Origin of the sequence: Janthinobacterium glycogeni, assembly GCF_051380725.1 — a bacterium.
Taxonomy (GTDB): domain Bacteria; phylum Pseudomonadota; class Gammaproteobacteria; order Burkholderiales; family Burkholderiaceae_D; genus Janthinobacterium.
Genome location: NZ_JBNYXP010000002.1, coordinates 243,011 through 255,749, shown reverse-complemented (window position 1 = coordinate 255,749; position 12,739 = coordinate 243,011). Strand labels below are relative to the sequence as shown.

Annotated in this window: 12 protein-coding genes; 5 read left to right on the top strand and 7 right to left on the bottom strand. The window is 61.6% G+C overall.

What is annotated here, in order from left to right:
- Positions 1-66: 66 nt before the first annotated feature.
- Entirely contained in the window at positions 67-1,620 is a 1,554-nt protein-coding gene (locus ACQ4W4_RS06685) for a S1C family serine protease (protein ID WP_436541302.1), read from the top strand.
- A gap of 57 nt (positions 1,621-1,677) precedes the next feature.
- On the opposite strand, the gene ACQ4W4_RS06680 is transcribed toward ACQ4W4_RS06685, so the two are convergent.
- The 3 genes from ACQ4W4_RS06680 to yjgA all read right to left on the bottom strand — a co-directional run bounded on the left by ACQ4W4_RS06680 (position 1,678) and on the right by yjgA (position 3,662).
- Complete coding sequence (locus ACQ4W4_RS06680) at positions 1,678-2,346, bottom strand: alpha/beta hydrolase (protein ID WP_436541301.1); 669 nt, start codon at positions 2,344-2,346, stop codon at positions 1,678-1,680.
- A complete protein-coding gene (gene mog / locus ACQ4W4_RS06675) occupies positions 2,343-2,972 on the bottom strand; it encodes a molybdopterin adenylyltransferase (RefSeq protein WP_436541300.1) in 630 nt (209 codons plus the stop codon). The genes ACQ4W4_RS06680 and mog overlap by 4 nt, the downstream gene beginning before the upstream one ends.
- 90 nt (positions 2,973-3,062) lie before the next feature.
- Positions 3,063-3,662, bottom strand: a complete 600-nt coding sequence (gene yjgA, locus ACQ4W4_RS06670; RefSeq protein ID WP_131373528.1) for a ribosome biogenesis factor YjgA — start codon at positions 3,660-3,662, stop codon at positions 3,063-3,065.
- A gap of 92 nt (positions 3,663-3,754) precedes the next feature.
- On the opposite strand from yjgA, the gene pmbA reads away from it, so the two are divergent.
- A complete protein-coding gene (gene pmbA / locus ACQ4W4_RS06665) occupies positions 3,755-5,107 on the top strand; it encodes a metalloprotease PmbA (RefSeq protein WP_436541299.1) in 1,353 nt (450 codons plus the stop codon).
- Positions 5,108-5,153: 46 nt separating this feature from the next.
- On the opposite strand, the gene ACQ4W4_RS06660 is transcribed toward pmbA, so the two are convergent.
- The 3 genes from ACQ4W4_RS06660 to ACQ4W4_RS06650 form a co-directional block, all read right to left on the bottom strand.
- Entirely contained in the window at positions 5,154-6,263 is a 1,110-nt protein-coding gene (locus ACQ4W4_RS06660; protein WP_436541298.1) for a cytochrome-c peroxidase, read from the bottom strand.
- A 258-nt stretch (positions 6,264-6,521) separates the two neighbouring features.
- Positions 6,522-8,231 (bottom strand): methyl-accepting chemotaxis protein, encoded by a 1,710-nt coding sequence (locus tag ACQ4W4_RS06655; protein WP_436541297.1) that lies wholly within the window; start codon positions 8,229-8,231, stop codon positions 6,522-6,524.
- Between the two features lie 366 nt (positions 8,232-8,597).
- Positions 8,598-9,722, bottom strand: coding sequence for a M14 family metallopeptidase (locus ACQ4W4_RS06650; RefSeq protein WP_436541296.1), 1,125 nt, complete (start codon positions 9,720-9,722; stop codon positions 8,598-8,600).
- 141 nt (positions 9,723-9,863) lie between these two features.
- Here ACQ4W4_RS06650 and ACQ4W4_RS06645 point away from each other — a divergent pair, with 141 nt between their 5' ends.
- On the top strand, positions 9,864-10,118 hold the full coding sequence (locus tag ACQ4W4_RS06645) for a hypothetical protein (protein ID WP_436541295.1): 255 nt from the start codon (positions 9,864-9,866) through the stop codon (positions 10,116-10,118).
- A gap of 118 nt (positions 10,119-10,236) precedes the next feature.
- Here ACQ4W4_RS06645 and paaX read toward each other — a convergent pair whose 3' ends face one another.
- A complete protein-coding gene (paaX, locus tag ACQ4W4_RS06640; RefSeq protein ID WP_436541294.1) occupies positions 10,237-11,166 on the bottom strand; it encodes a phenylacetic acid degradation operon negative regulatory protein PaaX in 930 nt (309 codons plus the stop codon).
- A gap of 267 nt (positions 11,167-11,433) precedes the next feature.
- Between paaX and paaA the strand changes: the two genes are divergently transcribed.
- Positions 11,434-12,423, top strand: a complete 990-nt coding sequence (gene paaA / locus ACQ4W4_RS06635; RefSeq protein WP_436541293.1) for a 1,2-phenylacetyl-CoA epoxidase subunit PaaA — start codon at positions 11,434-11,436, stop codon at positions 12,421-12,423.
- A gap of 28 nt (positions 12,424-12,451) precedes the next feature.
- Positions 12,452-12,736: a 1,2-phenylacetyl-CoA epoxidase subunit PaaB gene (gene paaB, locus ACQ4W4_RS06630; protein WP_034746356.1), complete on the top strand. Its 285-nt coding sequence runs from the start codon at positions 12,452-12,454 to the stop codon at positions 12,734-12,736.
- The last annotated feature ends 3 nt before the right edge of the window (positions 12,737-12,739 follow it).

Genomic DNA, 12,739 nt, shown 5'->3' with positions numbered 1-12,739 from the left:
AAAGTGTAATGAAGTTGCAATTATTCAATATATAATTTTGCTTCCCTTCCATTGCCAACCAGCTCAATGAAAACTCGTCCGTGCATCACCCTGATGGGCCGCGCCTTCCTGGCGCTGGCCCTTTCTTTTTCCCCCTTGATGACGCTGCGCGCGCTTGCCGCCGAGACCAGCGCCACGGCCAGCGCCTCTGCGCTGGAAAATTCCGTCGTCAAGGTGTTTTCCACCTTGCGCGGGCCCGATCCCTACAAGCCGTGGAGCAAGGCCGCGCCGCAAGAGGTGACGGGCTCCGGCGTCGTCATTGAAGGCCGCCGCATCCTCACCAATGCGCACGTGGTCGGCTATGCCAGCCAGGTGCAGATCCAGGCCAATGGCGCGGGCGACAAGATACCGGCGACCGTGCTGGCCATTTCGCGCGGCATGGACCTGGCCTTGCTGAAAATCGATGACGACAGTTTTTTCGCCAGCCACAAAGCGGTGCCGCGCGCCAACGTCTTGCCCGACGTGCGCGATGCCGTGCTGGCGTATGGCTATCCGACGGGCGGCACCTCACTGTCGATCACCAAGGGCATCGTGTCGCGCATCGAATTCGTGCGCTACAACTTTCCCGTCTCCGGCCTGCGCATCCAGATCGATGCGGCCATCAACCCGGGCAATAGCGGCGGCCCCGTGATTGCCGGCGACAAGATGATCGGCCTGGCCTTTGCGGGCATGCTCAATGCGCAAAACATCGGCTACATCATCCCCAACGAGGAAATCGAGCTGTTCCTGCGCGACCAGGAAGGCGGCGCGCCCAAGGGCAAGCCGGCCATGCGCGACGTGACGCAAACGCTGGAAAACCCCGCGCTGCGCACGTATTTGAAACTGGCCAAGGGTGTCGAGGGCGCCGTCGTGATGACGCCGGCCAGCAAGGATGCCGCCTATCCGCTCAAGGAGTGGGACGTCATCACGCATATCGGCGATTTCCCCATCGACAACCAGGGCATGGTCAAGCTGAATGCCAACAGCCGCGTGCGCTTCCAGTACCGCGTGCAGCAGCTGGCGAAAGACGGCGAATTGCCGTTGACGGTGGTGCGCCAGGGTGCGCCTGTGAAAATCAAGGTGCCCGTCTCGGCGGCGCACCCGATGCTCATCAGCGGCCTGCAGGGCAATTATCCGTCCTATTTCATCTTCGGTCCCATGGTGTTTTCGCGCGCCAGCACGGAATTCATGGCCGCGCCGAATGGCAATCCGGCAATGTTGGGCGGCATGAGTTTTGCCGGCAACCCTTTGGTGACGCGGCGCGGCGATGCGCCCGACAGCGAGCGCGAAGAGCTGGTGGTGATCGCCGCGCCGTTCTTCCCGCACAAGCTGATGAATGGCTACAGCACCCGTTTCTTCTCGGTCGTCGATTCCGTCAATGGCGTGCGCGTGCGCAGCCTGGCGCACCTGGTGGCCTTGCTGCGCGACCAGAAGGATGACTTGCTGACCTTCCGCTTCCAGCAGCGCGATGCGGAAATGGTCGTCGTGCCCCGCAAGGAGATGCTGGCCGCGACGGAATCGGTGCTGACGGACAACGGCATCCGCTCGGAAGCATCGCCCGACATGCTGAAAATCTGGAATGAAAAAACGCCGGCGAACTAAGCGTTCCCGGCGTGTAGCAAGACAGCAGGCGCGGTGGATGCCGCGCCTGTTTTTACTTTAAGCCAATACTTTTTTCAGCCAGGCGCCGATGGCGTCGATCTCTTCCTTGCACAGCGAGTGCTGCATCATGTATTCGTGCCATTCCACCTTGTAACCCATGCCGGTGAGCAAGTCGCGCGACTGCTGCGCGCGGCCGATCGGCACCACGGGATCGGCCGTGCCGTGCGCCATGAAGATCGGCGTCTGCAGGCTCGCCGGCGTGCGCTCAAGGGCCGTCTTGTCGGCCAAGGGCAGGTAGCCGGACAGGCACATCAGGCCGGCCAGCGGTTCCGCGTGGCGCAAGCCCGTTTGCAGGGTCATGGCGCAGCCTTGCGAAAAGCCGGCCAGGATGATGCGGCTGGCGGGGATGCCGCGCGCCTTTTCGCGCGCGATCAGCGCTTCGATTTGTGCCTGCGAGGCGCGCAGGCCGGCCTCGTCTTCGCGGCGCACGAGGTCGTTCACGAGGATGTCGTACCAGGCGCGCATCACATAGCCGTTGTTGATGGTGACGGGCATGGTGCCGGCGCTGGGGAAAATGAAGCGGATGGCGGGGCAGCCGCGCAGGTCCAGCTCCTTCACCAGTGGCACGAAGTCGTTGCCGTCGGCGCCCAGGCCATGCATCCAGATGATGGAGACGGTGGGATTCGGTGCGCTGTCGAGTTCTATGGTTTCCAGCAAGGTGCTCATGTATTTTCCTCAGGTATGGGTTGCGCCGGACGCAGCGCCGATTTGGGACGGAAGGCCTTGCAGATGGCCGGGTCGGTTTCCATGTAGGGACCGCCGATGAGGTCGATGCAATACGGCACGGCGGCAAAGATGCCGTTCACCAATTGATTTCCATCAACATCCTTCAAGCCTTCCAGGGTTTCCTTGATGGCCTTGGGCTGGCCCGGCAAGTTCATGATCAGGCAAGCGCGCTCGGGCGTCTCGCGGATCACGGCTACCTGGCGCGACAGGATCGCCGTCGGCACGAATTGCAGGCTGATCTGGCGCATCTGTTCGCCGAAACCGGGCATTTCCTTGGTGCCCACGCTGAGCGTGGCGTCCGGCGTGACGTCGCGCCGCGCCGGGCCCGTGCCGCCCGTCGTCAGGATCAGATGGCAGTGGTTCAGGTCGACCATGTCGATCAGGGTGTTTTCGATCTGCGAGCGCTCGTCCGGGATCAGGCGCTTTTCCAGGCGGAACGGCGTGCGGATGGCGGCGGACAGCCAGCTTTCCAGGGCGGGGATGCCCAGGTCTTCATACACGCCGCCGCTGGCGCGGTCGGAGATCGACACGAGGCCGATAATCAATTCGTCTTCTATCGTGGTCATGGGGCACCTGTCTATGTCGTAAAAAAACCGGGCTGATCCCGGTTTTTAGCTACTGTCGGGGTCAGACCCGCCGGGTCCGACCCCAGTTGCTTATTCGTCTTCTTCTGGCTCGACGCCATCTTCATCGGCATCTTTCTTGCCGCTGTTGTTCTTTTTGGCGATCTCTTTCAAGATCTGGAAGATTTCGCGGTAGGCTTTCGGCGGCTTGTTCTCGGCTTGCTCCTTGCGGGCATTGCGGATCAGGGTGCGCAGGTGCTGTACGTCCAGTTCCGGGTTTTCCGACAGCAAGACGGTCAGCGCCTTGTCGTCCGTCAACAGCTTGTCGCGGCGGCGTTCCATCGCGTGCATATTGGCCGTGTCGGCTTTCGACAAGCCTTTCCAGCTATCGATGGTGCGTTGGATGGCGGCAACTTCTTCTTCATCCAGGGTACGCATTTTCTTGCCCACGTATTGCAGCTGGCGGCGGCGGCCTTCGTGATCCTTGATTTGCTGACATTCGAGAATGGCGTCGCGCACGTCTTCCGGCATCGGGACGCGCTTGACGCGGTCGCGTGCCTCATTGACGAGTTCTTCGCCCAGCTTTTGCAGGACGGTCATCTGGCGCTTGAGTTCCGATTTCGACGGACGTTCATATTCCTGTTCGAATTCGGTGGATTGGAAGCCGCAAGCTCCCCGGTTTGGATTTGGCATGATAAGGCGGGATTGGCCGCGTAGGCCGCACCTGTAAACTGTAAACGACTGCTATGATAACCTTTTTAGCGGCTTTCCGAAGAAAACAGCGCATGAACGACTCCGTATTTACCCATAGTCAAGAGCAATTGCAGCAACTAGCCCGTGATGTGTTGTCTTTTGCGCGGGAAGCGGGCGGCACCGACGCTGCCGTCGAGGTCAGCGAAGGCGGCGGCCTGTCCGTGTCTGTACGAAAAGGCAAGATTGAGACGATCGAGCAAAACAAGGACAAGGGCATGGGCGTGACCGTGTTTGTCGGCAAGAAACGCGGCAATGCCAGCACCTCCGACTTTTCGCCGTCCGCCCTGCGCGCCACGGTGGACGCCGCCTACAACATCGCGCGCTTCACGGCCGAGGACGATTGCGCGGGCCTGGCCGACGCCGACATGCTGGAAATGTCCCCCCGCGATTTGCAACTGTTCTATCCCTGGCTTATTTCGACCGAGGAAGCCGTCGCACTGGCCCAGCGGGCCGAGGCGGCTGCGTTTGCCGTCGATCCGCGCATCACGAACAGCGAGGGCGCCAGCGTGCACGTGCAGCAATCGCACTTTGTGTCCGCCAATTCGCGCGGCTTCATCGGCGGCTATCCGTTTTCGCGCCACACCCTGTCCGTGGCGCCCATTGCCGGCAAGGGCGCCAAGATGCAGCGCGACGACTGGTATTCGTCCGTGCGCGACGCCGCCAAGATGTCGAGCCCGGAAGCCATCGGCCGCTATGCCGCCGAGCGCGCGCTGTCGCGCCTGAACGCGCGCAAGCTGGGCACGCGCACCTGCCCCGTGCTGTTCGAGGCGCCGCTGGCGGCCGGCTTGCTGGGGACCTATGTGCAAGCGACCTCGGGCGGCGCCCTGTACCGCAAATCCACTTTCCTGAACGATTCCCTGGGCACGCAAGTGCTGCCCTCACACGTGCAGATCTTTGAGGATCCGCACGTGATCGGCGGCGTCGGTTCGGCGCCGTTCGATGAAGAGGGCGTGAAAACCGTCAGCCGCGACGTCGTCAAGGATGGCGTGGTGCAAGGCTATTTCCTGTCGACTTACACGGCCCGCAAACTGGGCATGCAGACGACGGGCAACGCGGGCGGTTCGCACAATCTGTACCTGACCTCGAACCTGACGGCCGCCGGCGATGATTTTAGCGCCATGCTGAAAAAGCTGGGCACGGGCTTGCTGGTGACGGAATTGATGGGACAGGGAACCAATTACGTGACGGGCGACTATTCGCGCGGCGCGTCCGGTTTCTGGGTGGAAAACGGCGTAATCCAGTATCCGGTGGAAGAAATCACCATCGCCGGCAACATGAAGGACATGCTGCGCAACATCGTTGCCGTGGGCGCCGATGTGCTGCGCCGCGGCACCAAAGAGACGGGTTCCATCCTCATCGAGAGCATGGTGGTGGCGGGCGGCTGAGTGCTTGGGGGCCCGCCGCGGCAACGCCGGGCAGGCGCCCCACGCTTTACTGCTGAACCTGATAGCCATCCGTCAGCGTGGCCAAAAATTTCACCATATCCTCGATCTCGCCGGCCGTCAGCGCCGGCGCCATGCCGCGCTTGCGGTCGAACGGCGCCTCGCTGACGTTCACGTTGGCGCGGTATCTGGCGGGTACGTCGTTGAATTTCAGCACTTTTCCCCGCCTGTCGCGCGGATACCATTCTTGCGGGTGCGTATCGCGCCGCGCGTAGAAGCGCAGGGCATCCGTCAGATTGTCGAACACGCCGTTGTGAAAAAATACCTGGCGCGTGGCCACATTGCGCAGGCTGGGCACCTTGAAGGCGCCGCACAGCTCGCCTTTCAGCGCCAGGTCCGTGCGGTCGGGGCCGCACAAGCCCAGATCGAAATACGCGGGGTCGGCCGTGGCGGGAATGCGCGTATTGCGCGGCACGCCCAGGTTGTCGAAACTGAAGTCCGTAAACAAGGGCGGTGCGCCATGTTCGCCCCGCACGCTGGGGTGGCAAGCGGCACAATTGCCCTTGCGTTCATCGTTGAACAGGGCCAGGCCACGCAATTCCGCCAGCTCCAGCGGAACCTTGTTGGCCAGGTAGAGGTCATATTTGGAATCGTAGCGGTGGAAATCCGGCTCTTCCAGCTGGAATTGCTGCAAGGCATAGGTGATGCGGCGGAATGCCTGTTGCGGTTGCGTAAAGATGGCAGCGCCAAAGACGTGCCGGAATGTTTCTGCGTAACTGCCGTTGCGCAGCCGTTCCACCACTTCATCCGTGTTGGCATTGGCCATTTCGTGCGGTGCCAGGAAAGGCCGTTCCGCCTGTTCCGCCAGGCTGGCGGCGCGGCCGTCCCAGTTGATGCCGCCGTTGGGCGCGCCTTCCCCATCCAAGCGGAAGGGCGGAGTGTGTTCCAGGTAGCGCAGCGATGGCGTGGCGCGGTAGCCGTGCGTCTGGCCATCGGCGCCCCCCAGTTGCACGGCCAGCTTGTTGCCGGGCGCAAAGGCGTGGGCCGGGTCATGGCAACTGGCGCACGACTGCTTGCCCGAAGCGGACAGGCCGGCATCGTGGAAGATGCGCCGCCCCAGCTGTGCGGCAGGGCTGAGTTCTGCCGCTGTACCTGGCATGCCGTGCAGGCCAAGCAATAAAAATATGCACACGTGTGCAAATCGGGTCGGTGAAAATCGCGCCTCAGCGCGTGGCTGGTATTTGATGGTCATATGCGGGATGGTTATCGGCAAGGGAAGGGACAGGCAACGCTGCGCCCAGTATAGGCAGCAATAGCCGGCGTGGCAACGATTTGCGATGCTGCACTGCGCCATGGCCCAGTGCCGCTGCCGCCGCGCCAGAGGACGGCAGCGGCGGCTGGCTGCCGCCCGGTCAGGTCAGTATTGTTCCCACTCGCCTTCCGCCGCCATGGCCGGCGCGGCGCTCTTGCGGCTGGCGGGGGCGTTGGCGACGAGCCGGGGCTGGGCCGCCGTGGCGGCTGCGGGCCGAGGCGCCGGCTTTGGCGCCGGCCGCGATGCTGGCGCGGCTGGCGCCAGCGCTTGTGTGCCGTCGAGCTTGAACACGCTGACGGCTTCGGCCAGGATGCCCGCTTGATCCTGCAGCGCTTCGGACGCGGCCGCCGCCTCTTCCACGAGGGCCGCATTTTGCTGGGTCACGGCATCCATTTCCGTGATGGCCTGGTTGATCTGTTCTATCCCCGCTTCCTGCTCGTTGCTGGCGGACGTGATCTCGGCCATGATGTCCGTGACGCGCCGCACGCTATTGACGATTTCCTCCATGGTGCTGCCCGCCTGGTTCACGAGGGTGCTGCCCAGACTGACCTGATGCACGGAATCGTCGATGAGAATCTTGATTTCCTTGGCGGCGGCGGCGGAGCGGTGCGCCAGGTTGCGCACTTCCGTGGCGACCACGGCAAAGCCCCGTCCCTGTTCGCCCGCCCTGGCCGCTTCCACGGCCGCGTTCAGGGCCAGGATATTGGTCTGGAAGGCAATGCCGTCGATAACGCTGATGATGTCGACGATTTTCTTCGACGAGGCATTGATGGAATCCATGGTCGTGATCACTTCCGCCACCACCTGGCCGCCCTTGCTTGCCACGCTGGAGGCCGATTGCGCCATCTGGTTGGCCTGGCGCGCGTTCTCGCCATTCTGCTTGACGGTGGACGTCAGTTCTTCCATCGACGAGGCCGTTTCTTCCAGCGAGCTCGCTTGCTGTTCCGTGCGCGACGACAGATCCATATTGCCGGAGGCGATTTCACGCGAGCCGTGGGCGATGGCATCCGTACCATGGCGCACACGGGCCACGATGCCTTGCAGATTGTCATTCATCTCTTTCAAGGCGCGCAGCAGCTGGCCCGTTTCATCGTTGCCGCGCGCATCGATGCTGACCGACAAGTCGCCGGACGCCACCCGTTGCGCCACCTTGACGGCTTCGGCTATGGGCCGGCTGATGGAGCGGCTGATCAGGAGGGCCAGCGCGATGGCAATGAGCGTCGCGGCGATCGAGAGGGACAGTGTCAGGATGATGGCCATGCGCCCATCGGCAGCGGCTTGCTTGCCTTCGTTTTCCATCAGCGATTGCTGAAAGTTGGCCATGGCCGCCAGTGCCGTCAGGAATTTTTCTTGGGGATAACGCAGCTGCGTCAACAGGAAGATGCCCGCCGTTTCCGATTTGCCTTCTTGTAATAGTTTGATGTTCGCATCGCGCGTCCTGGCATAGCTTTCGCGGCTGCTCATCACGGCTTGGAGCAGCTCCTGGCCCTTGGGCGTGTTGATCATGGTTTTCAGGCGCGCCAGCAGCTCCGCGTTCTTTTTGATCGACGCCTGAATCTTGGCCACGGAACTGCTGACTTCATCGGCATCGTTGGCGCCGATGATGGCGATGCTCAGCAGGCGGGCCTGGATATTGACCTCGGACTGTATCGTATTGGACAGCATGACCTTGACATAGCGGTCGTTGAGAATTTTTTCCGTCGAGGCATTGATGTTGCGAATGCGGCTGATGGAAACAAATGCCACCATGGCAAGCAGGACAATGATCAAGCCGAAACTGACAGCCAGGCGGGTACTGATTTTAAGCTTAGACATAGGTCATTCATCCTCGGCGAGAAGCGGAAAGCGTGCGCTGGGAATCGTCCCGCGGACAGGCTGTGTCCATTCAAGACGATGCTGATGCGGTCAGTTTGCGTTACAGAAAGCTAATTCGGCAGGGACAGGGCCGTGGATGCGTATTGCCGGTGGCCGGGAAGTCATGGCGACCCGCCCGGCGAGCTATTCTTGCGGGGCCGTGCAGCGTGGCGCGGTCCGATTCTGTTGCCTAGTGTAGGACGATAATTTCTGGTAGGCAAGATGTTAGGAAAAAAAACCGCTCGGACAGCAACGCTTGTCGTGCAGTCAAAAAAAAGCCCCGGCGAGCGGGGCAGGGGATCAAGCGGGCCGTGTCGGCCCCGGCGCTCAGGCGCGCAAGGTGGACAGGATAGGTTGCAGCACGGCCGCGCCCAGGGCGGCGCTGCGGGCGCCGCTCCAGCCCGTTTGCGGGTCGGGATCGTTGGCGTTGTCCTTGAACGGCAGTTCCAGGGTCAGCGACAGGCAGCCGAAGGCGTGCGTGATGTGGGGCGAACCCATGGTCAGCACTTCCGGCGTGAACGGGCCGTCTTCATAGCCGTGCTCATCCTGGAAGTCGGGGCTGGCCACCTTGAAGTCGGCGATGAAGCGGTCTTGCTCGGCTTTTTGTGCCGGCGTGAAATTTTCCAGCGCGTCGCTGCCGGCCACGAACACGTACGGCAAGCCTTCGTCGCCATGCACGTCGAGGAACAGGTCGCAGCCGATTTCATGCATTTTCTGTTTTACCAGGAACACTTCCGGGCTGCGCTCCATGGTCGGCGTCATCCATTCGCGGTTCAGGTTGGCGCCGGCCGCGTTGGTGCGCAGGTTGCCGTGCACGGAACCGTCCGGGTTCATGTTCGGCACCACGTAGAAGACGGCGTCCTGCAGGCACTGGCGGGCAAATGGATTGGCCTGGTCCAGCAAGGCTTCAAGCATGCCTTCGACAAACCATTCGGCCATCGTCTCGCCCGGATGCTGGCGCGCGATGACCCAGACTTTTTTCTCGGCATCGGCGTCGCCGACCACCAGCAGATTCATGTCGCGGCCTTCCACGGTGCTGCCCAGGTCGACCAGGCGCACCAGCGGCGACGCTTGCGCACTGTCGATCAGGGCCAGGTGGCGGTCCCATGGATACGGTTCGAAGTAGGCGTAGTACACGCTTTCTTCTTCCGGCGTGTGTTCGATGGTCATCACCGTGCCGTCAAAGCTGGTGGGCACGCGGAACCAGGTTTCGCGGTCGTAGCTGGCCACGGCCTGGTAATCTTTCCAGCCGTCCGGGTAGGCCGACTTGCCGGCATTCATGAAGCGGATCGTGCACGCCTCGCCTTGCGCACCTTGCAGGCGGAAGTAAAACCACTGCGTGATGTCGGCGTGGGAATCCTTGCGGATGTTCAGCTCGATGGATTGGGCATCGTCGGCGCGCAGCACCTCGATCGCGCCGGCGTCGAATTGCTGGCTGATTTTAATGGTCATGAGTGTTCCTGATAAAAACGTATGGGTTTTGCATCGTGTGCAATGGCGCGATGATACCTGTTTTGCGGCGGCCTTTGTGCTGGCGCAAGCGATGGCGGACGTGCTTTGCTAACGTGGAAGCTCCGACACAGGGAGAGCATCATGGAAGACAACGGCAAACACATCCGCGAACTGGAAAAGAAAATCAGCGCGCTCAGCGATGCCCTGGCGCACCTGGGCAAGGGCACGACCTTGCAGGAATTGCTGCGCATCATACGCTTTCCCGGCTATACGACGCCGGCCGAATTCACCTTCAACGTTGCCATCCTCGACACCATGCTGGTGCAGGCCAATGCGCTGGAAAAGCTGGGACAGGATTTATTGGCAGGGGCGAAACAAGTGGTAGCCAAACAGTGAGCGCAGGCGCTGACTTATTCCTGAACGCCTGAAAAATGGCCAGGGCCAAGGCAAGGCGCGGGGCCGCAGGCAGTACGAACGTACGCCCAGGCCCTGCAACGCCGCCATGGACGTTTTGTCAGGTGTTCAGGCCGCCGAAGCGTTCAAAAAACCAGGGCTCCACGTCCGGTGCCTGTTCATCCTCGCGCCGCAGGGTCGCCAGGATATGTTCCTCGGCCGCCGCGTACGTGATGCGGTACAGGTCGCGCGCCAGCGCATAGGCTTGCGTGCCGGGCCACGGTTCGGGCAGCAGTTCGACGGGCAGTTGCGGGTCGTGCAATTGCACGCGGCGGTAGGCGTGCGTCAGCAGCGAGCGGATGACGAACGCCTGCTCGGCATCGAACACGGGTGCTTCCTGTAGCAGGGTCAGCAGCGGCTGGAAGCTGGCGATGAATTTTTCGTAGCCGGCCATCACTTCCGACAAGTCCCAGCAATCGCCCACCATGTCGCGCAGAGGACGCGTACTGACACCTGGCAATTCCGTGGTGTGGCAGACATACAGCTTGCCCTGCACCTCGTTGCGCACGAGGATATCTTCCAGCGCCTCCGCATTGCTGGCCGGGTGGCCAAAGATGCCGGGAGAGATCAAGCCATAGCCGGCCCACAATAATTCCTTGCGCAGCGCCCCCCGCTCGGCGGCGCCGATGCTGCCGGCCGGCCCGATCACCAGGGTCCAGCTGCCATCCCAGTGCACGACCAGCGGCGCATAGATGCGGCGATAGGCGCGCTCGAAGCGGGCCAGCGCCTCCGGGCGTATCGCATAGGCGCTGCGGCGGCCGTCGCGCTGCGAGCTGAGCCAGCCCTCCTGCGCCAGGCGGAACACGCTGGTGCGCAATAGCCGGTCATTGACGCCGAATGGCGCCAGCAGCTCGATCAGGCTGCCCAGCCAGATGGCGCCGCCCCGCGGCACGATGGCGTCGCCAAAGATGGTCATCACCAGGGACTTCGAGCGCGGTGGGTCGCTTTCCAGGAAATCGGCTATCCATGCCGTGCAGCGGGTGTTCTTCATGTGGTTCCGGTCTGGCCGTGTTGCGGTCGGTTCAATAAAAACAGCAGTTTACTTGGCTGCGCGGTTAGCGCGGCAATAATTTGCCGGAAGCGCTGGTGGCACTTCGCAATGTTTTCTCATCAGCAATATCATACGCACAAAAAAGCTGCACAAGATACGATTTTTTAAAATGATTCACATCAAGTGTATGCAAATCGTTTTTTGTATCGTATTATCTGTTCATCGCACCGCGTTGCTGCGCAAAATCAAAGACATGGGAGACACATCATGTACGCACAAATGGTTGAAACCGGCCTCAAGAACGTCCGCTCGATCGACGACATGGGTCAAGAAGAACGCGCTTTCCAGGCGCGCATCGACGAAGGCATCAAGATCGAGGCCAAGGACTGGATGCCGGACGCCTACCGCAAGACCCTGATCCGCCAGATTTCGCAGCACGCGCACTCGGAAATCGTCGGCCAATTACCTGAAGGTAACTGGGTCACGCGCGCACCGACCCTGAAACGCAAATCGATCCTGCTGGCGAAGATCCAGGACGAAGCGGGCCACGGCCTGTACCTGTACAGTGCTGCGGAAACCCTGGGCGTCTCACGCGACGATTTGCTCGCTGCCTTGCACTCGGGAAAAGCCAAATATTCCAGCATCTTTAACTATCCGACCCTGTCGTGGGCCGACATGGGCGCCATCGGCTGGCTGGTCGACGGTTCCGCCATCATCAACCAGATTCCCCTGTGCCGCTGTTCCTATGGTCCGTATGCGCGCGCCATGATCCGTGTCTGCAAGGAAGAATCGTTCCATGCGCGCCAGGGCTACGACATCATGATGTCGCTGTGCAAGGGCACGCCGGCGCAAAAGGCCATGGCGCAGGATGCCTTGAACCGCTGGTGGTGGCCATCCTTGATGATGTTCGGCCCGTCCGACGCCGCCTCCGTCAACAGCGCCCAGTCGGCGCAATGGCGCATCAAGCTGTTCTCGAACGATGAATTGCGCCAGCGCATGGTCGACCAGACCGTGCCGCAAATCGAATACCTGGGCTTGACCGTGCCCGATCCCGACCTGAAGTTCAATGCGGAAACGGGCCATTATGAATTCGGCGAGATCGACTGGGCCGAATTCAACAATGTCCTGAAGGGCAATGGCCCGTGCAACCGCGAACGCCTGCAAACGCGCGTGAAAGCGTATGCAGACGGCGAATGGTTCCGCGATGCCTTGGTCGCGTATGCAGACAAGCAAGCCGCTAACAAAGCGGCAGCGTAATTACATAAGACAGATAGGGGAGAGCAACATGAGCAAAGAATGGCCTTTGTGGGAAGTTTTCATCCGCAGCCAGCACGGCCTGGCGCACAAGCATGTGGGCAGCCTGCACGCTTCCGACGCCACCATGGCGGTCAACCATGCGCGCGACGTCTACACGCGGCGCAATGAAGGCGTGAGCATCTGGGTGGTGCGCGCGGCCGATATCGTCGCCAGCAGCCCGGGCGACAAGGGCGCCCTGTTCGAACCGTCGAACAGCAAGGTGTACCGCCATCCCACCTTCTTCCCGATGCCGGAAGAAGTCAAGAACCTGTGATGG

Excerpts from the sequence above, each read along its gene's own strand:
- ACQ4W4_RS06660 (WP_436541298.1), bottom strand. The coding sequence starts at position 6,263 with ATGCCAGGTACAGCGGCAGAACTCAGCCCTGCCGCACAGCTGGGGCGG.
- ACQ4W4_RS06655 (WP_436541297.1), bottom strand. The coding sequence starts at position 8,231 with ATGTCTAAGCTTAAAATCAGTACCCGCCTGGCTGTCAGTTTCGGCTTG.
- mog (WP_436541300.1), bottom strand. The coding sequence starts at position 2,972 with ATGACCACGATAGAAGACGAATTGATTATCGGCCTCGTGTCGATCTCC.
- paaB (WP_034746356.1), top strand. The coding sequence starts at position 12,452 with ATGAGCAAAGAATGGCCTTTGTGGGAAGTTTTCATCCGCAGCCAGCAC.
- ACQ4W4_RS06650 (WP_436541296.1), bottom strand. The coding sequence starts at position 9,722 with ATGACCATTAAAATCAGCCAGCAATTCGACGCCGGCGCGATCGAGGTG.
- ACQ4W4_RS06685 (WP_436541302.1), top strand. The coding sequence starts at position 67 with ATGAAAACTCGTCCGTGCATCACCCTGATGGGCCGCGCCTTCCTGGCG.
- ACQ4W4_RS06680 (WP_436541301.1), bottom strand. The coding sequence starts at position 2,346 with ATGAGCACCTTGCTGGAAACCATAGAACTCGACAGCGCACCGAATCCC.
- ACQ4W4_RS06645 (WP_436541295.1), top strand. The coding sequence starts at position 9,864 with ATGGAAGACAACGGCAAACACATCCGCGAACTGGAAAAGAAAATCAGC.
- pmbA (WP_436541299.1), top strand. The coding sequence starts at position 3,755 with ATGAACGACTCCGTATTTACCCATAGTCAAGAGCAATTGCAGCAACTA.
- paaX (WP_436541294.1), bottom strand. The coding sequence starts at position 11,166 with ATGAAGAACACCCGCTGCACGGCATGGATAGCCGATTTCCTGGAAAGC.
- yjgA (WP_131373528.1), bottom strand. The coding sequence starts at position 3,662 with ATGCCAAATCCAAACCGGGGAGCTTGCGGCTTCCAATCCACCGAATTC.
- paaA (WP_436541293.1), top strand. The coding sequence starts at position 11,434 with ATGTACGCACAAATGGTTGAAACCGGCCTCAAGAACGTCCGCTCGATC.